The organism is Flavobacterium sp. (assembly GCF_027484705.1).
In the GTDB taxonomy this organism is placed as follows: domain Bacteria; phylum Bacteroidota; class Bacteroidia; order Flavobacteriales; family Flavobacteriaceae; genus Flavobacterium.
Map to the genome: position 1 here is coordinate 1 of NZ_JAIXSL010000016.1, position 23681 is coordinate 23681.

Sequence of the window (23681 nt, forward strand, 5' to 3'; positions counted from 1 at the left end):
CGACTTAAGGTGGTTATTGCGGCGGGGCTCACCTCTTCCCATCCCGAACAGAGTAGTTAAGCCCGCCTGCGCAGATGGTACTGCAATTTGTGGGAGAGTATGTCGTCGCCTTTTTAAGAAAAACCCGTTGTGAAAACAGCGGGTTTTTTGTTTTTAATAGGTGCGACGCAGTTCGGCTAACGCCTCGGGTCGTCGCCTTTTTTAGAAAACCCGTTGTGAAAACAACGGGTTTTTTGTTTTAAGAATGTTTTGGGTTTTTTGTAAAATGGAATTACTACTTTTATAAATCCATAACAAACACTGCCATGAGAAAATACTACTTCACCATAACCTCAATTTTAGTTTTAACCATCGGGATGAGTTCATGTTCTAACGAAGAAACCAAAACCCAAAACCAAGTAGCTGCAAGACCATCAGTACCGATTTTGGATACTGAAGTAAGAATTGGCAACCAAATCTGGATGGCTAAAAACTTAAACGTAAATAAGTATAGAAATGGTGATCCGATTCCTCAAGTGCAGCAAAGTGAAGCAATCGAATGGGAAACCCTTACGACAGGTGCCTGGTGTTATTGGCGGTCGGGTAATACTATTACTGATGGGCGTATATATGGGAAACTCTATAATTGGTATGCAGTTAATGATCCGAGAGGACTGGCACCTGTTGGTTATCATATTCCTACGGAAGCTGAATGGAATACGCTGATTGCTTTTTTAGGTGGCGGAAACGTTGCAGGAGGAAAAATTAAAGCGATTTCTCCGTTGTGGAGAACCCCAAATACGGGAGCAACGAATAGTAGTGGGTTTACGGCTCTACCTGGTGGTTTTTGCGATTCTTATACAGGTTCGTTTTATAATATAGGATTTAGTGCCGATTGGTGGAGTTCAACATCGTACGATGCATCTACGGCTTTTCGTTGCGTAATCTACAACTATAGCAGTGCCATAAGCGAAGGAAGCATGGATAAACGTTTTGGAATTTCAGTTCGTTGTATCAAAGATTAAACTGTTTCGCGTGAGGGATAGAGTTATTGTCTGAGCTCTTTTTCAGTGACGTGCAACGGCGCTGAAAAAAGCGAGTGCGAAAGCCCGACGGCGCCCGAAATGCTCTTTTGAAAAATTAAATATCGTCGCGCCGGCACGCCCAAACATCACTCAATGTCTTTTATAAATTCATCATATTCTAGGTAAAACATCTCTAGCGCGTGCATTTTTTCAAAGAAGAAATCGTAAATAGCATCCCAATAAACGCGGTTGCTTACAGAGATTCCTAGTTTTTCAACCCATATTTTACTGATGGTTTTTCCGTTTTCCAATGTGTGGTTCTTTTGGTAGACCAAATCCTTAATGAATTCATCTTCCAGAATATTTTTCAGAGCCACAATCTTGTCAAAATAGGCGAGGCGTTTGTCTTCATTGCGATGCTCAATGTCAATGCTGACTTGCGCTTTGGTGTTATCGACAAAAAACTTAAAGGAAAAATCCTTGATTTTAGTATCGTACAACACCCATTTGCGCGGATATTTCTCAGCGAAAGTGACCCAGAATTCTTGTTTAAGCCGTTGGTTTTCCTGTTTTGAATACATGAATTTTATTGGTTGCTTTGGTCAATTTTAAGGGAATGCTCCCGATGCGTTTTAATTTTTGTAAATTCGTACGCAACCGAACCGATTCCCAAGCTGCAAAAATACGCTTTGTTATGGATTTTCAGACCTTTCTTGATTGTATTCCCAAACTCGAACGCGAAATATTGTTGGGCGAAGCGGCGCACGTACTGATGACGCCACCCGAACGCGCCGATATTATGAAGACGCTCGATATTGAAAAAGCCAATCCGCGCAAAGCCGCCGTGATGATGTTGTTTTATCCGCGTAATGAAAAAACGAATATCATCCTGATTTTGCGCAATTCTTATAAAGGCGTGCATTCCTCCCAAATCGCATTTCCCGGCGGTAAAGTAGAAGAAAGCGATGATTCTTTGATGCACACGGCGCTCAGAGAAACGCACGAAGAAATCGGAATTGCACCAGAACAAATTACCGTCATCAGACCTTTCAGTGAGGTGTATATTCCGCCGAGTAATTTTATGGTATCGCCTTTTTTGGGTTACAGCAATGACACGCTGATTTTTAAACCTGATCCATCGGAAGTTGCCGGTATCATTGAGTTTCCGATTGAAAATTTTCTCGATGATACCATTGTTGTCAACCGTATGATGGAAACCGCTTATTCAAAATCGATTGCGGTTCCGTCATTCAAAATCTACGACCATTATGTTTGGGGCGCTACGGCGATGATGCTCAGCGAATTGAAAGAAACCCTAAAAAACGTACTTTAGAATGCCATCTAATTTGTAAATTAGCCTCCTGTTTTCAAATTTAAGTTACATGGGGTTATTCAAAAGAAATCCTTTCGGACATATACTTTTCATCAAAAAATGGCTGATCCGCATTTTCGGCGCCATCACGCACAAACGTTACCGCGGTTTTAATGATTTGCAAATTGACGGTTCTGAAATCATCAGGGCTTTACCAGACAGAAACGTGCTTTTCATTTCAAACCATCAGACTTATTTTGCCGATGTCGTGGCGATGTTTCACGTGTTCAACGCCAGTTTGAGCGGTCGTGAAGACAACATCAAAAACATAGGTTATTTATGGCAGCCCAAAATGAATATCTATTATGTGGCCGCAAGTGAAACCATGAAATCGGGTTTACTTCCAAGAATTTTAGCTTATGTTGGGGCAATCTCCGTAGAAAGAACCTGGCGCGCCGGAGGAAAAGATGTCGCAGAGAAACGCGAAGTCAATCCGAACGATACTGAAAATATCGGTATCGCGCTCGAAGACGGTTGGGTGATTACGTTTCCGCAAGGCACCACCAAATCGTTCAAACCCGTAAGAAAAGGTACGGCGCACATCATCAAACAATACAAACCTGTGGTCGTTCCGATTGTTATTGACGGTTTCCGCCGTTCGTTTGATAAGAAAGGGTTGAGACTTAAGAAGAAAGGCATTTTGCAATCCTTCATCATCAAGGAACCGCTACACATTGATTATGAAAACGACACGATCGATCAAATTGTGGAAAAAGTGGAATATGCTATAGAACAACATCCGTCATTTTTAAAAGTCATTCCGACAGAAGAAATTGAAGCGCAGGAAGAGCTCAATCAATTGAGGCAGTGGAAAGTTTAATTTAATTGATAATTGATAATTGATAATTGATAATTGATAATTGATAATTGATAATTGATAATTTTTTAAAATAGACATCAAAAGAAAAAGACGCAATTCTTAAACCGCGCCTTTTTAATTATCAATTATCCATTGTTTAAAGCTCAATTTTCTTCAATTCCTTATAATTCGCAAATAATTTCTTGAGTAAAATTCCGTAAAGCAATTTATAGAAGAGCCAGAAAACGCCAATGATTACGGCGATAAATACCAGCGAAATAGCAACACAGAAACAAAGGAACACAGACTTGTGTCCTTCGGAAACCTGTTGGTTCATCAGCGAAATCATATCCGGATTGTGGTAGAACATCATCACGATTGAAATGACAATCGTCAGCGTCACGATGAATAAATTATACCAGATGTAATACTGCACCGTGCGACGCGTGCTCAAAATACTTTGCATCAGTTTTCTTGTAGAATCGAGTGTTGAGATCGAGCGGTAGTTTTTATAGAATACATAAATAAATCCGACCACAACTACATAATTAAAGACATTCACAATCAGCATGATATCATCAATGCCGTAAGATTCCAATTTGCTTTGGTATTTTTCATCGCTGAATAAGACCGAAATGATATTCCAGAACACAAATTCCAGGATGCTGATGATGAGAATCCATTTAACAATCGACGACGATTTCAGGTGCAACATGCCATAAATATCCTTCTCCGTCACCTGATCGTACGAACGCTCCTCATTTTTCCAGGCTTTTTTTAGTACATCTAACTCTTCCATAATCCTTAAGGATTTAATATTTTTTTCAATTTCGTTTTAATTCTGTTCATCTTCACCCGGGCATTCACTTGACTGATTCCTAATGTTTCTGATATTTCTTCGTAATCCTTATCTTCGAGGTACATATATACGAGCGCTTTCTCAATATCGTTCAACTGATAGACCGCTTCGTACATCAGTTTGATTTGTTCTTCTTCCTCGTAATTGTATTCTTCCTGTTTGATAAAGTGGTTGGTCGTGTCGAAAGACGAAGTAGCGATCGATCGCGTGCTCTTTCGATACAAAGTAATAGCCGTATTGAGCGCTACACGGTATGCCCAAGTTGAGAATTTGCTCTCGCCGCGGAATTTCGGAAACGCCTTCCAAAGCTGGATCGTAATTTCCTGAAACAAGTCTTTATGTGCATCTTCACCAGAAGTATACAACCGACAAATCTTGTGGATGATATTCTGGTTTTCCTTCAATTGCTTGACAAAAGACTGCTCTAATTCCTGACTCATAACTGCGTTAGTAAACCGTTCGCGGATTTTGTTACAAGGTACTTATTTTTTGTCAGGAGCACAACAGTCCGTTTCGGTTCACGCCTGGACCCGCTATCCGCTAAATCTTTTATGCCGAACCCCGGCACAAAAGGATACCGCTGCTATCGGGGCTAATGGTTGAACAATCATTTCCGAATCACTTTTTCAAAATTTGCGACGGTCAACCATTTTCAAAATTCCCACATTCTGCAATACTGGTTTTGATGCCGAATCCAAACGTCGTATCTTAGAGCCAAACAACTTTATTTTCTTAGAACCACAAAAAAATGAACATTCCAAACACTCAACTCCCAAGAATCGTCATCATAGGCGGAGGATTCGCCGGAATCTCGCTCGCCAAAAAACTCAAAAACAAAAACGTGCAAGTCGTACTCATCGATAAACACAACTACCATACGTTTCAACCTCTGTTATATCAAGTTGCTACCGGTGGGTTAGAAGCGGGTTCCATCGCATATCCCATCCGAAAAATCATTCAGGAATATCCGGATTTCTATTTCCGATTGAGCCGCGTCAACGAAATCGATACCCAAAACCAAATTGTAAAATCAGATATAGGAGAACTGCATTACGATTATCTCGTGCTCGCGAACGGTTCCAAAACCAATTATTTCGGCAACAAGGAAATCGAGCGCAACAGCATGTCGATGAAGACGATCCCGCAATCGCTGAACATCCGCAGCCTGATTCTCGAAAATTTAGAACAAGCCTTATTGGTCAATGATGAGAACGAACGCAATGCTTATATGAATTTTTGCTTAGTCGGTGGCGGCCCAACAGGCGTAGAGCTCGCAGGCGCTTTAGCCGAAATGAAAAACGCGATCCTGCAGAAAGATTATCCGGATCTCAACATCGGCAATATGCAAATCAATCTGATTCAAGGTGATGATAGAATTCTCAATACGATGAGCCAAAACGCCTCTGATGAAGCTGAAAAATTCCTCATCAATCTGGGCGTCAAGGTGCACAAAAACGTACGTGTATTGAATTATGACGGAAGAACCATCACAACCAATTCGAACTTAACTTTCGATTCAGCTACAGTCATCTGGACCGCTGGTGTTCAAGGCGCTATGATTCCGGGAATCAAATCAGAATCTATTGCAAAAGGCAACAGAATCCGTGTCAATGCGTTCAGTCAGGTTTTGGGTTACGACAATATTTTCGCGCTCGGCGATATCGCTTCGATGGAAACTAAAGAATACCCAAACGGACATCCCATGGTCGCGCAGCCCGCGATGCAACAAGGAAAATTATTAGGCGAAAACCTCCTCAAAAAAATTAAAAACCAACCAATGAAACCGTTCGAATACCACGACAAAGGTTCGATGGCCACAATCGGTAGAAACAAAGCCGTAGTCGATTTGCCTCACTACAAATTCAGCGGCGTCTTCGCTTGGTTCGTCTGGATGTTCGTGCATTTGTTTTCTTTAATTGGTTTCAAAAACAAAGCGGTGGTGTTTTTAAACTGGGTCTACAATTACATCATTTTTGACCGTGAAGGCCGATTGATCATCAGACCCTACAAGAAAAAAAGTTTTACCACATTCACCACCGACGAAGTCTAAAAAACAACCATGAAGCACCACCAGAAAACAAAAATAAAAAGGCACATCAAAGACTTTATTCTTATCGTATCCGGAATTTTTTCGGCCGCTTTGGGATTTAAAGGTTTTCTGTTGACGAATCATTTCATTGATGGAGGCGCCACAGGAATTTCATTATTGATTTCTGTAATCACGCCCATTCCTTTGTATATGTTGATTGTAGCGATTAATATTCCGTTTATCATTTTAGGGTACAACATCATTGGTAAAGCTTTCGCCATCAAAACCACACTGGCCATTATAGGTTTGGCTTTGGTCGTGGGCACTGTCACGTTCCCGAATGTTACCGACGATAATTTATTGGTCGCTGTTTTTGGAGGTTTCTTCCTGGGCGCCGGCATCGGATTATCGGTTCGCGGCGGTGCTGTCATCGATGGCACGGAAGTTTTAGCGATTTATCTGAGCCGGAAATTCGGAACTACGATTGGCGACATTATTATTGTAATCAATGTGGTGATTTTCTCCGCTGCGGCTTATTTTCTGACGATTGAAATCGCACTTTATTCGATGATTACTTATTTGGCCGCTTCCAAAACACTCGACTTCATCATCGACGGCATCGAGGAATATATGGGCGTCACGATCGTTTCTCCAAAAAGTGAAGCAATCAAGAAACTCATTATTGAAGTGCTCGGCCACGGCGTAACAACCTACAAAGGAAAAAGCGGTTACGGCAAAAATGGCGAAAGCGGCAATGTTGAAATCGTTTACACCGTCGTAACTCGTTTAGAACTCAACCGACTCAAATCTGAAATCGAAAAGGTCGATGAGCACGCTTTTGTGATCATCAGCAGCGTGCGTGATACCAAAGGCGGTATGGTGCCCAAACGCGGATTGAAGTATTAAAAAACACCACACGAATTGCAGATTAATCTGTGCGGTATTTTTTAATTAACGATATGGTACGAAACCAATCGGTTCTCCCAGTATACAGGACTTGAAACATAAGCATTGGTTTTTTTTACCAGTCCAATCTGTCTTTGATAGTCACTTTCAACAGATTTATTGATGATTGGCATAGTGCCTTCAGGAGAAGTATATTCAAGCACCAAAGGAGAAACTGTATAATTGTTCCCTTCGACGATGATATTGGTATTAGGATATACGCTGGCGAAATAAGTACCTGATTCTTGAACGACAGTGTTTTGATAGGTTGTATCATCTCCTGGATGTCTCATAATGTTGAGCTGACCCGCTGTCGTTGGATCCTCATATAAGAAACCATTAGGGTTACTGCCCACAAGATGCCCGAATTCATCAACCCTCAGGTATTCGTAGTTGTACTGTGGATTCATGGTTTCTGTCGCATTTCCAATCTTATGGCGTAATTTGGAAAATTCAATTCCCTCAATATTGACGATCGATAGTACTTCAACACTGTCGATTTTTCCGGTGAAATTATATTCATCCAGATTATCATAACTATTCTTATATTCTTTATAAACCCATTCATTTCCCACATTCAAATTGAAAAAAGCAGGTAAAGGTTCAGGTTCCGAATCGGAATTGCTGCTGCACGAACTGGCTGTTAGGGCCATCAAAACTAAAAAAGGCGTGGTTTGTCTGAAGTTGATTTTCATTATATTGGGTTTTTAAATTCCTAATACAACGACAATTATAAGTAAGTATTGTTTGGGTTTTAACTATATTGGCTTGCCCTGATAATAATTCACCATCAGATTCACAAATTTGCTGTAACTGTCCAAGCCGTCTTTTTGTTGGTTGAATTTGAGTAAGTTGTCATAAAAAATCTTGAAACCGGTTTCTATGAAAGTCTCGTATTGCTTCCAGAAATTTTCACTTTCCTTGTAATTTTTGAGGATGCCGGGATTAACAGTTTTGAGTAACTGTTTTAAAATTTTAGGATTTCTAACTTCCCAATTGTGCAGGCAATACCGCAACGCAAACGCATAACCCGAATATTGAAAATACGGATCGTCATTTTTGATTGAAGCTAAAAAACCAATAAAGTTGCATTCACTTTCACTCGCATAACCCAGTTGGTGTGCCATTTCATGCGTAGCTGTCGTCGGGAAAGTATACATCGGAAGCATGTAATTGACCTGAGCTTCATTCGTAAACGGATTCAGATAACCCGCAAAACCCATATAAGTCAAAGGCAAACTGATCAGCGATTTCTTGATGCTTTCGTGTTCGTACTTCAAATACGGATATTGTTGCGCTAAATGACCATAACCATTTAGGTTCATCTGAAAAACTTGTTCCTGCGAATAAGGAAAGTCAATTTTGGTGTTTTTGCTTTTGGCGATTTGAAGTTGGACGGCGTTGGTTTTGGCAATCAGTTTTGTGGTGAATTTCAATAAATCGGCGTCGGAATATTCCCGTTGGATATTCATCTTATCGAACAAAGGCACGCGGTAATAATTCGTCGCCCACGAGATATAAAACAAAAAATAAAACACCGAAACGAAACTTAACAATTGCAGGAAGTTGTCTTTTTTATAAAGTTTCCCTGTTTTTCTCTTGATCCAGAACCATCGCAACAATAAAAAAATGACAATCCCATAAAGGCAATCGCCGACAGAAAACGCAAGGCTTCCCAGACTGATACGCCAGATATGTGAAATCCATACATAAAAACCTTTGCTGTAAAACCGCTCGACAAATTCAGGGAAAAACGAAACGACCTGCAAGACAATCACTTGGATTAACAGAAAAAACGGTAAGATATATTTGCGCCGCACCCTTTTAATTTTGACTGTAAATATACACGGAAAAGGACATAAATTCTTTAACTTTGGCTTCCTGAATGAAAGAGTCGTCCTATGAATCGATTCAAAACCTCAGTAGCTTAGCACCTTACTAACTCAGAACCTTAAGAAAAAAATGGAAATCAGAAACCTCGAACCCAAAGCCCTTTGGAATAAATTTGCCGATCTCAACGCCGTGCCGCGTCCGTCGAAAAAAGAAGACCGCGTCATCGAATTCATGAAAAACTTCGGAAAAAGCCTCGGATTGGAAACTTTTGAAGACGACATCCGCAACGTGATCATCCGCAAACCTGCAACGCCAGGCATGGAAAACCGCAAAACGGTCGTATTGCAAGGCCACCTCGATATGGTGCACCAAAAAAATGCCGATACGAATTTCGACTTTGACAAACAAGGCATCGATATGTATGTCGATGGCGATTGGGTTCGCGCCAAAGGAACTACACTCGGAGCAGATAATGGGCTAGGAGTGGCTGCGATCATGGCGATTCTCGAAAGCAAAGACATTCCGCATCCGGCGATTGATGCGCTGTTTACAATCGATGAAGAAACAGGAATGACGGGCGCTTTAAATCTGAAAGGCGACATTTTAAAAGGCGAAATCCTTTTGAATATGGATACTGAAGAAGACGACGAAATTGATATCGGTTGTGCCGGTGGCATCGATGTTACTGCAACGAGAAGTTACCACGAAGAAGAAACACCCGAAGGTTCCGTAGGTTATACAATTACCGTAAAAGGCTTGAATGGCGGGCATTCCGGAATGGATATCCACAAAGGTTTGGGCAACGCGAATAAAATCATGAACCGTTTGCTATTTGACGGCTTTGAGAATTTTGGTTTGCAGATTGCTGAAATCAATGGTGGAAGCTTACGTAATGCAATTCCGCGCGAAAGTGTAGCTAAAGTGATTATCGCTTCGATGTATGATGAAGCTTACGTTTTCGATATGCAGGAAGTTATTGGCGAGATCAAAGCGGAATTTAAAACTACAGAACCTAATTTAACTATTGAAATCACCAAATCTGATTTGCCTTCAAAAATCATGGAACTTGGTGTGCAGGAAGGTTTGTTGCGTTCGATTTACGCGGCGCACAACGGCGTTTACAGAATGTCTGCCGATATGGAAGATTTGGTTGAAACGTCGAACAATATTGCGCGTGTCATTGTGAAAGACGGCGAGATTTCAATCCAGAATTTAACGCGTTCTTCAGTAGAATCCTCCAAAATGGATTTGGCCAATGCGTTGCGCTCGGCTTACGAACTCTTCGGCTGCGAAGTCACTTTTACCGGCAGTTATCCGGGTTGGACACCGAATGTAAACTCTGAAATCTTAGATGTTCTGGTTTCAATTTATGAAAAGCAAAACGGCGATAAACCAAAAGTAGTCGCTTGTCACGCGGGATTGGAATGTGGCATTTTAGGAACGAATTATCCGGGAATGGACATGATTTCTTTTGGCCCGACCATTCACGGAGCGCATTCACCCGATGAACGTGCGAGCATCAAATCATCGCAGAAATTCTGGAAATTCGTGTTGGAGATTTTAGCCAGCATTCCGATGAAAAACTAATTCCAAAATAAAAAATAAAAACCCGTTTACTACTAAACGGGTTTTTTATTTGAAGTTATTTTACCTTGACCAACCAGCCACGCGCGGTAGTTTTCGAAATGTCGATGTTGCTTTTCATCGTGAATTTCATCGAGTCTTTATTGAATTCACGGTTGTCGATTTCCATCGGATTGTCGTCTTTGCCGTAGCGAAGAAAAGCACGGTATTTCTCGTATTTGATTTTGCCTTTATACATCACGGCGTCGGGCATCACTTTCTTGAAAACACTGTCAGTGAACACCATCTGAAACGTTTGCTGTTCGTATTTCTTCTCAAACACAATGCGGTATTTCCCGTTGAGTTTAGCATTTTCCTGAGGCAATAAACTTGCTAAAAAAGTTAGGATTGCTATGATCAATATTTTCATCTTGCCGGTATTTATTTTTGTTGAATCAAATGTAGAAAAAAACTCGCTTATTGCTAAACGAGTTCTTCAATTTAAACAAACAATAAAATCAATAAGGGAAAAATAATGCCAGCCAGCGCCAGTTTCCAGCCTCTTTGCTTAAACGAAAATTTACCCGCCGGGATCATAATCGCGCCTGTAATGGCAATCGTAATCAACGAAATCCCAAAAATGTCGCCATAATAAATCCACCAATTTGAGGTGTTTTTGTGCAGTTTCATCGTTTGGCTGATGATCGGTGTTTTGCTGAACGAAATGATTTCACCTTTGCCAGTTTTCATATCGATTTCGATGTCATTGTTCTCAAAAGAAATCTTGACTTCCCCTTTTTTGACTTTGCATCTTCTGAGTTTATCGTCGATGCCATAGGTTTTGGCTAAGTTTTCGGCGAATTTGTCATTGATCAGATCCTCATTCGGAAGGTTCACTTTAATGAGTTTGGTTTCGGTCGTATACTTTTCCGGATGCCAGTCTTCGCGGTGGTTCATCAAAATGCCAGAAAAAGCAAAAGAGATGATGAGTCCGATGTAGAAATAACCTAGATCGCGGTGGAGGTTTCTGATTTTCAGCGGATTCATGTTTAGAAAGTATAATTTAATGAAACGGAATAATTCGTAGGCGCAATCGGATTGACACTGTTGTCGTCATGAACATTGTAGCTCAAAACGTTGAAGATGTTGCTCATCTTTCCTCTCAAGGTAATCTGATTGATCTTGTAACCCAACGTGAAATCGTTCTGGAAATAATCAGGCAAAGCTACCGGTTTTCTAGGGTCGTTCGACGTTATTAAATTAGTGGAACGTCCTGCGTATCTCGCTCCGATATAAGAATTTATCAGGCCTAAATTCAAACCTTTGAGTTTTCCTTTGTCGAAGTTGTAATTGAAATTTAGGTTTGCTGTGTTTTTCGGCATGTAAAGAATCGAACTTCCTACAATAAAAATGTTGCTCGCCGTGTACTTGATTTCCGTGAAACTATAACCAGCCATTACTGACAATCCTTTTACGGGATAAGCTACGATATCGATCTCAACGCCTTTACTTTTGGTGCCTCCGGCTAATTCTCTGAAGTTGGCATCAATCAGCGAATTTTGTGCTAAATTGTTGTTTTCAATTTGATATAACGTAAGGTTCGCATACAAACGATCATGGAATAATTCGTTTTTAGAACCGATTTCATATTGGTGAATTGTAGATGGTTTCAATGCTGCTTTAGTTTCATAATCCAGACCTGTGTTGGGCACAAACGAATTTGAATAACTCGCAAAAACCGATTGTTTGGCATTAGGCTGGAAAATCAAACCGATTCTGGGTGAAAAAGCGTCATCATACTGGTTGGTCACGACAGTTTTCTCGGCTCTTGGCGTCGGATTGGTTGCGGCAAAAGTGTAGACTTCATTCTCTGTATCCTGATAACTGTAACGCACGCCCAATAAAGCTTTGAAATGCTGATTGAAATGAATCAAGTCCTGAATATAAGCGCCAACACGTTTTATAGGAGCCGTTGTCAAAGTGTTTTTATCCATGTTGGGAACGTCATTTCTGGCAGTGCTCAAATCGGTTGTAAAGATGTTGATGGTGTCGTATTCATTGGCGTAATTCTTCAATGGCAATGGATTTTTGTAGACTGAAGCCAAGGTCGTGGTTTTATAAGTGTCTGTATCGATACCCACAAGCAATTGGTGGCTCACATTCCAAGTTTTGAAATTCCCTTTAACGTTGACTTCCTGCAACCAATAATTGTCTTTGGCTTCGCTGCGTTGCAGACCGCGTTTCCAGTTTCCATTAGCATCGACCGATAGGATAGGAGCAGCATTCGCAGGCGAACTCAACACAGCATTTGGTCGGGTATTCGCAAATAAATCTGTCTTGTAATAACGGAACGAATTGATAAAATTGATATTCCAGTTTTCATTAAAATCATGCTTTAAAGTAGTCGTGAGCGAAGCTTGTTCAGCTTTATTGTAAGCCCAAGAAACCCCAACAAACCGGCTTCTCGGCAAATCAACGAGTTCGTAATTGATGATTCCGGCACCAAAATCGGCAGTTCTGAAATCTTTCTGATAATCGGCTTCGATCAAAAGAGAAGTCCTGTCATTGAAGTTGATCAAAAAAGACGGATTCACATATTTCGATTCGGAACTCACGCCAATCCTGAAACTGTTGGCCTGCGTATTGGAACCGTTCATGCGGAATGCCATTGTTTTTCCTTTTCCGATTCCGCCATAAACATCGAAAGTGGTTTTGTAGGTGTCAAAACTTCCTGCTGTGATTCCGGCATCGGCACCAAATTCGAATCTTGGTTTTTTGGTGATGATGTTCAGAACACCGCCTGCTGTGACATTCCCGAATAAGATGGCGGCACTTCCTTTGAGGAATTCGACTTTTTCAATACCACTGGTTTCGGTTGGCATGCCATTGAAGTAGCGTACGCCATTCTTAAAAGTATTCGAACTTCCCATGGCATAACCTCTTGAGGCAATTTCTTCCTGAAAACCGCCGGTATTTCCCATGATGTAGACGCCGTTGGTGTTTTTAAGAATGTCCGTCATGTTGGCTATTTGCTGATTTTGCAAAGTCGATTGGTTGATTACGGCAACACTTTGTGGCAAATCGAGTGGTTTGATATTCGACTTACCAACGTTGACAGGTACTTTTCGGGCACTAGCAGTAATCATAACCTCGGCTAGTATTTCGCCTTTTTTGGTTTTGACGGTGTCTGTTGTTGTGATAGATTCCCTTTGTTCGCTTTGGTTTGTTTTGTGTTCTTGCGCATAACTACAAAGGTTTGCAGAAAGAACGAGCGCTTGGATAAGTAGGTATCTGGACATTTATTTAGAATAATTAAAAATAATAATGCAAATATAAAATGCACTTTCGAAATAAAAAAGTTTATTTAGACTTATTATAAATAAAATTTTAAACAGTAATTTTAATTTTATGGCTTTCAGTAATTTAGAGGGAAAATTTTTTAAACAAATTTTATAAACAGAATGCTTCGTCTATTCAAGCATTATTTATTGAACTTGATGGCTTATCAATACAATAAAAAACTAATTTTATGCCGTGCAACCATCAACCTCAAAAGACCCGCTTCATGGCATTACACTCCAAAAAATTTTGGAGCAATTGGTTGCATTCTATGGTTTTGATACTTTGGGCGAACTCATTAAAATTAAATGCTTTACGAAAAATCCGTCAGTGAAGTCGAGTCTGACTTTTTTAAGAAAAACCGATTGGGCGCGTCAGAAAGTAGAACAGCTTTACATTAGGACTTTGCCTAAATTTCCAAAATGATTATTTGCGGAAGTTTCGTCTGAGCAACGAATAAATGACAGTATCCCAAAACTTTCCATCAAAAAATTCATTTTCAAGAATGTGTGCTTCTTTGACAAAACCATTCTTTTGCAAAACCCTTTCTGAAGCGATATTGTCTGGATCTATGATGGCTTCAACCGAATGCAGATTCATCACATCAAAACCATAAACGAGAATCGCTTCGATCGCTTCGGTTATGATTCCTTTTCCATGAAATTCACGCGATAACATATAACCAATTTCCGAACGATAATGCTCCGGCTGGATGCGGTAGTGTCCAATAATGCCCAAAAGTTTAGGGTTTCCCTTAAGCGTGATGGCCCAGTTGATGCCTTCATTGTTTTCGATTTTGGCGTCAATCATTGCGAAATGATCTAAAGCCTGTTCTGTATTGGTTACCAACGGACGTGGAATAAAGCGCATATTTTCCGCATCGCCACGCAATACCATGATCTGTTCCGCATCATTCTTATCGAGACGGCGCAGCAACAAACGCGGCGTTTCTATTTCGGGAAATGGATTATTGAAATTAAAAGTCAGCATGGTTTAGTAGATTTCGATTTTAAAGCTACAAAGAAATTCTTGTTGTGCCGCCACGAATTGTATCGCTTCTTTGTCTTCGAGTTTTCCGTTGCTGTTTATAGTATCTGAATATCCCAGCCACGGCTCAAGACAAAGGAAAGGTGCATTGATTTTAGTCCAGATTCCGAAATTTTTGAAATCATTGAAATGAAAGCCAAGGAGCGGATTTCCATTTTCCAAGATGGTGATTTTTTTCGATTGCATTTCCTTAAAAATCAAAGCGTCGTTTTCAAACAGCGAATAGGCGAGCTGTACTTGCTTTTGGTGCATCGGAAGCAATGTTGTCTTCTTCGAAAGTAAATCATTTTCAAGTGAATAGCTTTTTAAGGCTTCCTGAAATTCAAACTCTAGACTGTAATGTTCAAAGAATTCTGACAAAGCGAAAGCCGGATGCGCGCCGATCGAAAAAGGCATCATAACGTCTGTTTTGTTGATGATTTTGTAAGCCACGACAAGTTCGTTTTCATTTAAAACGTAATGAAGTTGTAGTTCAAAATCAAAAGGATAAACAGCTCTGGTTTCTGTTGAAGATTGCAGTGAAAAAATGGCTGATGATTCGGTTTTTGAAATCAATTCAAATTCGTAATCCCTAGCAAATCCGTGCCTTGGCAAAGTATAATGTTTGTTTTTATATTCGAATTGATTGTTTTTCAAAGTGCCGACAATTGGAAATAAAACAGGAGAATGTTTGCCCCAGAATGTAGGATTTCCTTCCCAGATGTATTCGCGTTTGGTGCTGGTTTTTTGCAGCGAAATGAGTTCCGCGCCCTGCGAATTGATGACGACTTCTAATTGATTATTCTTTATTGATATCTTCAAAATATTGAAAAAATAATATGGTTTTTGTTAATTGTAAATATATTTTATTACATTCACAGTCCCTAATCTATTAATAATTAAAATTTGACTATTATGGCAACTACCTATGAAACCATAGCGAAAGAAAAAATTCATGCTTTGAAATTTCCAAACCATGAAGTTCTCGAAGACAAAGATGCTATTTTTCAGCGAAACATCGATTTAAACCGCGCGCAATCTTTAGGCAATCTCGAGCATTCCAAAATTAAGATCTTTTTTGAAGACAACCAATCCAAAAAAATGGTGGAAACTACCGTTTGGGCTGTTACGGATAATCTGGTTGTGCTTAAGCAGGGCGTCGGAATTCCGATACATCGCATTTTTAAATCTTTTTAAATAAGTTTATTTGTGGATTTGGTTATTTGGGCTTCGTGTACAAATAACCCAATAAGCAAATCCATAAACTCACAATTTGCTTATATTTGTTCGCCTAAAACAGCATTCACGTGAGTCAAATCAACAAACTGAAAATCCTCAACGACCCGATTTACGGATTCATCACGATACCGAATCCGCTACTTTACGATCTCATTCAACATCCTTATTTCCAGCGTTTGCGGCGCATTTCGCAGATGGGTATGTCTTATTTAGTCTATCCGGGTGCACATCATACACGGTTCCATCATGCTTTGGGTTGCATGCACATGATGCAGAAAGCGATTGAAGTGTTGAAGTTTAAGGAAGTACAGATTTCCAAAGAAGAAGAAAATGCTTTGTTGATTGCGATTCTGTTGCATGATATCGGACACGGACCATTTTCCCACGCGATGGAGCACAGCATTGTCGAAGGTGTGAGCCACGAAGCGATTTCTTTGTTGTTTATGAACCGTTTGAATGTAGAATTCGACGGGCAACTTTCCTTGGCCATTAAAGTTTTTAAAGGCGAATACCATCGCAAGTTCATGCTGCAACTCATTTCGAGCCAGCTTGATATGGACCGTATGGATTACCTCAAACGCGACAGTTTTTACACGGGCGTCGCGGAAGGCAACATCAATTCCGACCGTTTGATTCAGATGCTCAATGTCGTGGACGATGTTTTGGTGATGGAAGAAAAAGCCATCTATTCCATCGAGAAATTCCTCATGGCCAGAAGGCTGATGTATTGGCAGGCTTACCTTCACAAAACAAGCCTCGTCGCCGAATTGATTCTTACCAAAACACTTAAACGCGCTAAAGAACTTACACTTAAAGGAACTGAATTGCCATCGAGCAAACCTTTGGCATTTTTCATGAAAAACAAAATTGAGCTTCCCGATTTTACCGATGATGTGCTAGACCAATTTGCGCAACTCGATGATTATGATATTGTCAGTGCTTTAAAATCATGGCAAACCGAAGATGATTTTATATTAAGTTCGCTAAGCAAAATGATTATCAACCGCGATTTGCTCAAAATAAAGCTCAGCAGCGAAAAATTCCCGAAAGAGATGCTTCACGAACTGACTGAAAGATTTTCAAAAGCAAACGGAATCTCTGCTCATGACACTGAATACTTCATTTTTAAAGGAAAAATTAAAAATCAGGCTTACAGCAAAGACGCGGAACCGATCCATATTCTGAAGAAAGACAAAACGATTGAAGACGTGGTTGAAGCTTCCGATCAGCTGAATTTGAAAGCCTTGTCGAAACCCGTCACGAAATATTATATTTGCTACCCAAAACAACTGCTAGAAAATTAATATTTTAAAATCTATTTTTTATATTTTTGTCGGCACTATTCAAACAAATGAAACAAGCAGAATTATACAATAAGGAATGCAGCGCAACGATTTGCGGGTTTCATTTTGTACCAACAAAAAATAGTTTGCTATAAATGAAATTCAAAGCAGCGCAAATAGCGAACATCTTAGAAGGCGAGGTTGTTGGAAATCCCAATGCCGAAGTCTGGACGCTGTCTAAAATTGAAGAAGGCGAGAACGGTTCGATTTCTTTTCTGTCGAACCCGAAATATGAATCTTACATTTATACTACCAAAGCGACGATTACCATTGTAAACCATTCTTTTACACCGGAATCTGAAATCAGCACTACATTGATTAAAGTCGACGATGCTTATCTGGCTTTTACAAAATTGCTGACCTTTTACGATCAGGCCAGAAAAGACAGCAAAGTCGGTATCGAACAGCCTTCGGTCGTTTCCGAAAGTGTTCAGTATGGTGAAAATTTATACCTCGGAAGTTTCAGCTATATCGGTTTGAATGTACGCCTTGGCAACAATGTGAAAATTTATCCGAACTGTTATATCGGCGACAATGTTGTGATTGGCGATAATGTTACTGTTTTTGCCGGTGCTAAAATTTATTCAGACACTGTGATTGGAAACCATTGTGCGATTCATTCCGGTGCCATTATCGGAGCGGATGGTTTTGGTTTTGCACCGAATGCTGACGGGACTTACACGAAAATTCCACAAATCGGGAATGTGATCATAGAAGATCATGTAGATATCGGTGCCTCGACAACAATCGATCGCGCGACTATGGGATCGACGATTATCAGAAAAGGCGTGAAGCTCGACAACCAAATCCAGATTGCACACAATGTTGAGATTGGCGAACACACCGTCATTGCCGCACAAACCGGCGTTGCGGGTTCGACCAAAATCGGAAAAAATTGTATCATTGGCGGTCAGGTTGGTTTTGCCGGACATATCGTCGTAGGCAATAATGTACGCATTCAGGCGCAATCGGGTGTCGGACGCAATGTGAAGGACAATGAAGTGTTGCAGGGAAGCCCGTCATTCACGTATACGGATTACAGCAAATCGTATGTACATTTCCGCAATTTGCCGAAGATTATCTTAGAATTTGAAGAATTAAAAAAAACAATCAATAAAAACAATTAAGTGATGGTGAAACAAAAAACCATAAAGAGTGAAATTTCTCTTATTGGAGTTGGATTGCACACAGGGAAAGAAGTGAAAATGACTTTCAAACCTGCTCCTGAAAATAACGGTTATACTTTTGTACGTGTAGATTTAGAAGGTGCCCCAATGATTGAAGCCGACGCGAATTACGTGGTCAATACCCAAAGAGGAACCAATTTAGAGAAACTGGGTGTCAAGATTCAGACTTCAGAACATGTGTTGGCCGCTTTTGTCGGTTGCGATGTAGACAATGTCATTATCGAACTCGACGCTTCGGAGCCACCGATTATGGACGGTTCTTCAAAGTTTTTTGTGGAAGCCATTGAAAAAGCAGGCATTGTAGAACAAGAAGCCAAAAGAAATGTATACGTCGTGAAAGACATTATTTCTTTCACAGATGAAGCAACAGGAAGCGAAATTCTGGTCATGCCTAGCGATGAATATCAAGTCACCGCAATGGTTGACTTCGGGACTAAAGTATTGGGAACCCAGAATGCAACTTTAAAAAATATGGCTGATTTCAAAACCGAAATTGCCGATGCGCGAACGTTTAGTTTCCTTCACGAATTGGAAACTCTTTTGGATGAAGGCCTTATCAAAGGCGGCGATTTGAATAACGCCATCGTTTATGTAGACAAAGACATTTCCGAAAAAACGATGAACAACCTTAAAGTCGCGTTCGGAAAAGAAAAAATATCCGTGAAACCAAACGGTATTCTGGACAACCTCACATTACACTATCCCAACGAAGCGGCGCGTCACAAACTGCTTGATGTTATTGGTGATTTGGCTTTGATTGGAACCAGAATCCAAGGGAAAATTATAGCAAACAAACCGGGTCATTTTGTAAATACTCAATTTGCTAAGAAACTTTCAAAAATCATTAAGATTGAGCAGAGAAATTTTGTACCGTCGTACGACCTCAATCAGGAACCGTTGATGGATATCCACAAAATCATGTCAATGTTGCCGCACAGACCACCATTTTTATTGGTTGATAAGATTTTCGAATTGTCGGATTCGCATGTAGTCGGGTTGAAAAATGTGACGATGAACGAACCGTTCTTCGTAGGTCATTTCCCCGACGCACCAGTAATGCCAGGCGTTTTGATTGTAGAGGCAATGGCGCAAACCGGAGGGATTTTAGTTTTGAGTACCGTTCCAGATCCTGAAAATTACCTGACCTTCTTTATGAAAATTGATAATGTGAAGTTCAAACACAAAGTACTTCCCGGCGACACTTTAATATTCAAATGCGATCTGATCAGTCCTATCCGAAGAGGCATTTGTCACATGCAGGCCAACGCTTATGCGAATGGTAAACTCGTGGCGGAAGCTGAATTGATGGCGCAAATCGCTAAAAAACAATAAACAAAAAGGCGGTCAAAAAAGCATTTGAAATTGCCAATATTTTGATCGAGTAAAAATAAATACCATCAGCAAATGAATCAACCTTTAGCTTATGTCCATCCCGGAGCGAAAATCGCCAAAAATGTGGTGATTGAGCCTTTTACCACCATTCATAACAATGTAGTGATTGGCGATGGCACCTGGATCGGTTCGAATGTCACCATTATGGAAGGCGCCCGAATCGGAAAAAACTGTAATATCTTTCCAGGCGCCGTCATTTCTGCGATTCCTCAGGATTTGAAATTTGGTGGCGAAGATTCTTTGGTCATCATCGGTGACAACTGCACGATTCGCGAATGCGTTACAATCAATCGCGGTACTATTGCTTCAGGGCAAACCACGCTGGGCAACAATTGCTTGGTTATGGCTACCGCACACATCGCGCATGATTGTCATATCGGCGACAACGCGATTATTGTGAATGGCGTTGCTTTGGCGGGTCATGTAACCGTAGGAAATTATGCGGTAATTGGTGGTTTGGCTGCGATTCATCAGTTCATTCATGTGGGCGATCACGCAATGGTTTCGGGTGGTTCGTTGGTCAGAAAAGACATTCCGCCTTACACGAAGGCTGCGAAAGAGCCGTTGTCGTATGTCGGTATCAATTCCGTAGGTTTGAGACGCCGCGGATTCACGACTGAAAAAATCAGGGAAATACAGGATATTTACAGAATTTTATACCAGAAGAATTACAATACTTCGCAAGCGGTCAGTATCATTGAGGCTGAAATGGAAGCCACTCCGGAACGCGATGAAATATTGGATTTCATCAGAAATTCTTCGCGTGGTATCATGAAAGGGTATTCCGGAAATTATTAAAATAGGAAACAAAATTGAATATAAATCAAATGGTTTCGAATAACCAAATTAACAAATAACCAAATTAACATACAATGGCATCTACTTCAGATATTAAAAACGGATTGTGCATCAAATACAACAACGATATTTACAAAATTATCGAATTCCTTCATGTGAAACCAGGTAAAGGCCCGGCTTTCGTGAGAACCAAATTGAAAAGTCTAACCAACGGTAAAGTCCTCGACAACACTTTTTCAGCGGGTCACAAGATTGACGAAGTGCGCGTGGAGAACCATAAATTCCAGTTTTTGTATCCTGAAGGCAACCAGTTTCACTTCATGAATGTGGAGACTTTCGAACAGATTTCACTCAACAAAGACATCCTTGATTCGCCAGATTTACTTAAAGAAGGCGAAAGCGTGATGGTCAGCATCAACACGGAAACAGATTTGCCTTTATCGGTAGATATGCCTGCTTCAGTAGTTTTAGAAGTGACATACGCAGAGCCAGGAGTAAAAGGAAATACGGCAACCAACGCCACAAAATCTGCGACAGTTGAAACAGGAGCAACGATTAACGTTCCTTTGTTCATCAATGAAGGCGACAAAATCAAGATCGATACGGCTTCAGGAAATTACATGGAACGCGTTAAGTAAACCCTATGAAATTCCCAAAAGTTCATTCCTTACAAGAAATTGCCAATTTGCTGCAATGCGAATTTGTCGGAGACGCTAGTTTCCCGGTTTCCGGTATGAATGAAATCCATGTCGTCGAACCCGGAGATATCGTTTTTGTTGACCATCCGAAATACTACGACAAAGCTTTGCAATCCGCTGCGACTATAGTTTTAATCAATAAAAAAGTCGATTGCCCTGACGGAAAAGCATTGTTGATTTCTGACGATCCGTTTAGAGATTTCAATACTTTGACGAAACATTTCAAGCCGTTTCAACATTCGAGTTTGTCAATCGCTCCTTCAGCTACAATTGGTGAAAATACTTTGATTCAGCCGAATACGTTTGTGGGAAACAATGTAGTGATTGGTAAAAATTGCCTGATTCATTCCAATGTTGCGATTTATGACAATACAATCATTGGCGACAATGTGATCATTCATGCCGGTACTGTGATTGGCGGCGATGCGTTTTATTATAAGAAACGCCCAGAAGGATTTGACCAGTTGTTGTCAGGTGGAAGAGTAGTGATTCAGGATAATGTCGGAATCGGCGCTTTGTGTACCATCGATAAAGGCGTTACCGGCGACACGACGATTGGTGAAGGAACCAAACTCGACAACCAAGTGCATGTCGGCCACGATACTGTAATCGGAAAAAAATGTCTTATTGCATCGCAAACCGGAATTGCGGGTTGTGTCATTATTGAAGATGAAGTCACGATGTGGGGTCAAGTCGGCACCACGAGCGGTATAACTATAGGAACGAAAGCCGTCATAATGGGACAAACCGGAGTGACCAAATCCGTCGAGGGCGGAAAATCATACTTCGGCACACCTATAGAAGAATCACGTGAAAAGCTCAAGCAATTGGCGAACGTCAAACGAATCCCCGAAATTTTAAATAAATTAAAATAATAATGTCTAAGAAATTAGTTCAGGATTTTTACAAATCCGATGCCTTGATCAACAGTGAAATTATGGATGCTTATCTGCATCCGGACGTTGTTTTGGATTGGAACAGCAGCACAGGTTTTAAACAATTGAAACGTAAAGATTTGCTTGCGTTGACCAATGAATTGGGCAAAGCTTATGTGCGTTCAAAAGCGAGGGTGAGCCATATCTTGAAAGAAGGAAACCTGATTACCGTTCGTTATTCACATTACATCAAAACCATTGAGAACCCGCGTGAAGAAATGCTATTGGCGCATTTTATGGTAATTTGGGAACTCAAGGATGACAAATTATACCGCGGATTTCAAATCAGCCAGTTGCCCTAAATAATTTCTGAAAAATAAATATAAAAGTAGGATCTAATGCTTACTTTTGCGTAGCCATTTAAAAAATTACAAAAAATAAATATTATGAGTGTTTTAGTCAATAAGGATTCTAAAATAATTGTTCAAGGTTTTACCGGTAGCGAAGGAACTTTTCACGCTTCCCAAATGATTGAATACGGTACGAATGTAGTCGGTGGGGTTACTCCAGGAAAAGGTGGAACTACCCATTTAGACCGCCCAGTTTTCAACACGGTGCAAGATGCCGTTGAAAAAGCAGGAGCCGATACCACCATCATTTTCGTTCCGCCCGCTTTTGCCGCAGACGCGATTATGGAAGCCGCCGATGCCGGAATCAAAGTAATCATCACGATCACTGAAGGAATTCCTGTTGCGGATATGATTAAAGCCAACGAATATATCAAAGAAAGAAATTGTACACTTATAGGCCCAAACTGTCCTGGAGTCATTACACCGGGTGAAGCTAAAGTAGGTATCATGCCAGGTTTCGTTTTCAAAAAAGGAAATGTAGGTATTGTTTCAAAATCAGGAACATTGACTTACGAAGCCGCAGATCAGGTTGTAAAACAAGGAATGGGAATCACCACAGCCATCGGAATCGGAGGAGATCCAATCATTGGAACTACCACCAAAGCCGCTGTAGAAATGTTGATGAACGACCCCGAAACCAAATGCATCGTGATGATTGGCGAAATCGGTGGTCAATTGGAAGCTGATGCCGCCAAATGGATCAAAGCGGATGGAAACCGCAAACCTGTAGTTGGGTTCATTGCAGGTGAAACAGCTCCAAAAGGAAGAACGATGGGACATGCCGGAGCAATTGTTGGCGGTTCAGACGATACCGCGGAAGCTAAGAAAAGAATAATGAAGGAATGTGGTATTCACGTGGTTGATTCTCCCGCTGAAATTGGAAAGAAAGTAAAAGAAGTAATGGGATAATATTCCCGATTTAATATAGAAGATGCCTCACGACTTCGTGGGGTATTTTTTTTAATACAAT

Annotated in this window: 26 protein-coding genes and 1 rRNA gene; 17 read left to right on the forward strand and 10 right to left on the reverse strand. The window is 40.6% G+C overall.

Going from position 1 to position 23681, the window contains the following annotated elements; all coding sequences use genetic code 11:
- Nucleotides 1-5 precede the first annotated feature (5 nt).
- Together rrf and Q0058_RS08630 are read left to right on the forward strand one after the other, a co-directional pair.
- Nucleotides 6-114 (forward strand): 5S ribosomal RNA (rrf, locus tag Q0058_RS08625).
- Between the two features lie 191 nt (nt 115-305).
- The gene (locus Q0058_RS08630) at nt 306-1004 is read left to right on the forward strand and encodes a fibrobacter succinogenes major paralogous domain-containing protein (RefSeq protein WP_298222924.1); all 699 of its coding nucleotides are present in this window, start codon (nt 306-308) and stop codon (nt 1002-1004) included.
- 146 nt (nt 1005-1150) lie between these two features.
- Here Q0058_RS08630 and Q0058_RS08635 read toward each other — a convergent pair whose 3' ends face one another.
- Complete coding sequence (locus tag Q0058_RS08635; protein ID WP_298222926.1) at nt 1151-1585, reverse strand: DUF4268 domain-containing protein; 435 nt, start codon at nt 1583-1585, stop codon at nt 1151-1153.
- A gap of 113 nt (nt 1586-1698) precedes the next feature.
- Between Q0058_RS08635 and Q0058_RS08640 the strand changes: the two genes are divergently transcribed.
- Nucleotides 1699-2337: a CoA pyrophosphatase gene (locus Q0058_RS08640; protein WP_298222928.1), complete on the forward strand. Its 639-nt coding sequence runs from the start codon at nt 1699-1701 to the stop codon at nt 2335-2337.
- A gap of 49 nt (nt 2338-2386) precedes the next feature.
- On the forward strand, nt 2387-3196 hold the full coding sequence (locus tag Q0058_RS08645; protein WP_298222930.1) for a lysophospholipid acyltransferase family protein: 810 nt from the start codon (nt 2387-2389) through the stop codon (nt 3194-3196).
- A 136-nt stretch (nt 3197-3332) separates the two neighbouring features.
- Here the strand turns inward: Q0058_RS08645 and Q0058_RS08650 are convergent, their stop codons facing one another.
- Together Q0058_RS08650 and Q0058_RS08655 are read right to left on the reverse strand one after the other, a co-directional pair.
- A complete protein-coding gene (locus Q0058_RS08650) occupies nt 3333-3974 on the reverse strand; it encodes a hypothetical protein (protein ID WP_298222932.1) in 642 nt (213 codons plus the stop codon).
- Between the two features lie 5 nt (nt 3975-3979).
- Nucleotides 3980-4474, reverse strand: a complete 495-nt coding sequence (locus Q0058_RS08655; RefSeq protein WP_298222934.1) for a sigma-70 family RNA polymerase sigma factor — start codon at nt 4472-4474, stop codon at nt 3980-3982.
- A 308-nt stretch (nt 4475-4782) separates the two neighbouring features.
- Between Q0058_RS08655 and Q0058_RS08660 the strand changes: the two genes are divergently transcribed.
- Both Q0058_RS08660 and Q0058_RS08665 read left to right on the forward strand, forming a co-directional pair.
- Nucleotides 4783-6084 carry an NAD(P)/FAD-dependent oxidoreductase gene (locus tag Q0058_RS08660; protein WP_298222936.1) on the forward strand — a complete coding sequence of 434 codons (1302 nt, stop codon included), beginning with the start codon at nt 4783-4785 and terminating at the stop codon, nt 6082-6084.
- 9 nt (nt 6085-6093) lie between these two features.
- Nucleotides 6094-6969, forward strand: a complete 876-nt coding sequence (locus Q0058_RS08665; RefSeq protein WP_298222938.1) for a YitT family protein — start codon at nt 6094-6096, stop codon at nt 6967-6969.
- A 41-nt stretch (nt 6970-7010) separates the two neighbouring features.
- On the opposite strand, the gene Q0058_RS08670 is transcribed toward Q0058_RS08665, so the two are convergent.
- Nucleotides 7011-7703 (reverse strand): hypothetical protein, encoded by a 693-nt coding sequence (locus Q0058_RS08670; RefSeq protein WP_298222940.1) that lies wholly within the window; start codon nt 7701-7703, stop codon nt 7011-7013.
- A 63-nt stretch (nt 7704-7766) separates the two neighbouring features.
- Nucleotides 7767-8828, reverse strand: coding sequence for a DUF3810 domain-containing protein (locus Q0058_RS08675; RefSeq protein ID WP_298222942.1), 1062 nt, complete (start codon nt 8826-8828; stop codon nt 7767-7769).
- 142 nt (nt 8829-8970) lie between these two features.
- Here Q0058_RS08675 and Q0058_RS08680 point away from each other — a divergent pair, with 142 nt between their 5' ends.
- Nucleotides 8971-10428, forward strand: coding sequence for an aminoacyl-histidine dipeptidase (locus tag Q0058_RS08680; RefSeq protein WP_298222944.1), 1458 nt, complete (start codon nt 8971-8973; stop codon nt 10426-10428).
- Nucleotides 10429-10483: 55 nt separating this feature from the next.
- Here Q0058_RS08680 and Q0058_RS08685 read toward each other — a convergent pair whose 3' ends face one another.
- The 3 genes from Q0058_RS08685 to Q0058_RS08695 form a co-directional block, all read right to left on the reverse strand.
- Nucleotides 10484-10834: a hypothetical protein gene (locus Q0058_RS08685; protein ID WP_298222946.1), complete on the reverse strand. Its 351-nt coding sequence runs from the start codon at nt 10832-10834 to the stop codon at nt 10484-10486.
- 71 nt (nt 10835-10905) lie between these two features.
- A complete protein-coding gene (locus tag Q0058_RS08690; RefSeq protein ID WP_298222947.1) occupies nt 10906-11451 on the reverse strand; it encodes a PepSY-associated TM helix domain-containing protein in 546 nt (181 codons plus the stop codon).
- 2 nt (nt 11452-11453) lie between these two features.
- Entirely contained in the window at nt 11454-13703 is a 2250-nt protein-coding gene (locus Q0058_RS08695; protein WP_298222948.1) for a TonB-dependent receptor, read from the reverse strand.
- A gap of 235 nt (nt 13704-13938) precedes the next feature.
- On the opposite strand from Q0058_RS08695, the gene Q0058_RS08700 reads away from it, so the two are divergent.
- Nucleotides 13939-14169, forward strand: a complete 231-nt coding sequence (locus tag Q0058_RS08700; RefSeq protein ID WP_298222950.1) for a VF530 family protein — start codon at nt 13939-13941, stop codon at nt 14167-14169.
- Here the strand turns inward: Q0058_RS08700 and Q0058_RS08705 are convergent, their stop codons facing one another.
- Nucleotides 14170-14733, reverse strand: coding sequence for a GNAT family protein (locus Q0058_RS08705; RefSeq protein ID WP_298222952.1), 564 nt, complete (start codon nt 14731-14733; stop codon nt 14170-14172).
- Between the two features lie 3 nt (nt 14734-14736).
- A complete protein-coding gene (locus tag Q0058_RS08710) occupies nt 14737-15591 on the reverse strand; it encodes an aldose 1-epimerase family protein (RefSeq protein WP_298222954.1) in 855 nt (284 codons plus the stop codon).
- A gap of 93 nt (nt 15592-15684) precedes the next feature.
- Here Q0058_RS08710 and Q0058_RS08715 point away from each other — a divergent pair, with 93 nt between their 5' ends.
- The 9 genes from Q0058_RS08715 to sucD all read left to right on the forward strand — a co-directional run bounded on the left by Q0058_RS08715 (nt 15685) and on the right by sucD (nt 23620).
- Entirely contained in the window at nt 15685-15966 is a 282-nt protein-coding gene (locus Q0058_RS08715) for a hypothetical protein (RefSeq protein WP_298222956.1), read from the forward strand.
- 110 nt (nt 15967-16076) lie between these two features.
- Entirely contained in the window at nt 16077-17312 is a 1236-nt protein-coding gene (locus tag Q0058_RS08720; protein ID WP_298222958.1) for an HD domain-containing protein, read from the forward strand.
- 134 nt (nt 17313-17446) lie between these two features.
- Complete coding sequence (gene lpxD / locus Q0058_RS08725) at nt 17447-18478, forward strand: UDP-3-O-(3-hydroxymyristoyl)glucosamine N-acyltransferase (protein ID WP_298222960.1); 1032 nt, start codon at nt 17447-17449, stop codon at nt 18476-18478.
- A 3-nt stretch (nt 18479-18481) separates the two neighbouring features.
- Nucleotides 18482-19870 (forward strand): bifunctional UDP-3-O-[3-hydroxymyristoyl] N-acetylglucosamine deacetylase/3-hydroxyacyl-ACP dehydratase, encoded by a 1389-nt coding sequence (locus Q0058_RS08730; protein ID WP_298222962.1) that lies wholly within the window; start codon nt 18482-18484, stop codon nt 19868-19870.
- A gap of 72 nt (nt 19871-19942) precedes the next feature.
- Nucleotides 19943-20728, forward strand: a complete 786-nt coding sequence (gene lpxA, locus Q0058_RS08735) for an acyl-ACP--UDP-N-acetylglucosamine O-acyltransferase (protein WP_298222964.1) — start codon at nt 19943-19945, stop codon at nt 20726-20728.
- A gap of 74 nt (nt 20729-20802) precedes the next feature.
- Nucleotides 20803-21366 carry an elongation factor P gene (gene efp, locus Q0058_RS08740; RefSeq protein WP_298222966.1) on the forward strand — a complete coding sequence of 188 codons (564 nt, stop codon included), beginning with the start codon at nt 20803-20805 and terminating at the stop codon, nt 21364-21366.
- A 5-nt stretch (nt 21367-21371) separates the two neighbouring features.
- Complete coding sequence (locus tag Q0058_RS08745) at nt 21372-22301, forward strand: UDP-3-O-(3-hydroxymyristoyl)glucosamine N-acyltransferase (RefSeq protein ID WP_298222968.1); 930 nt, start codon at nt 21372-21374, stop codon at nt 22299-22301.
- Between the two features lie 2 nt (nt 22302-22303).
- Nucleotides 22304-22663, forward strand: coding sequence for a nuclear transport factor 2 family protein (locus Q0058_RS08750; protein ID WP_298222970.1), 360 nt, complete (start codon nt 22304-22306; stop codon nt 22661-22663).
- An 84-nt stretch (nt 22664-22747) separates the two neighbouring features.
- Nucleotides 22748-23620, forward strand: a complete 873-nt coding sequence (sucD, locus tag Q0058_RS08755; protein ID WP_298222972.1) for a succinate--CoA ligase subunit alpha — start codon at nt 22748-22750, stop codon at nt 23618-23620.
- Nucleotides 23621-23681 lie beyond the last annotated feature (61 nt).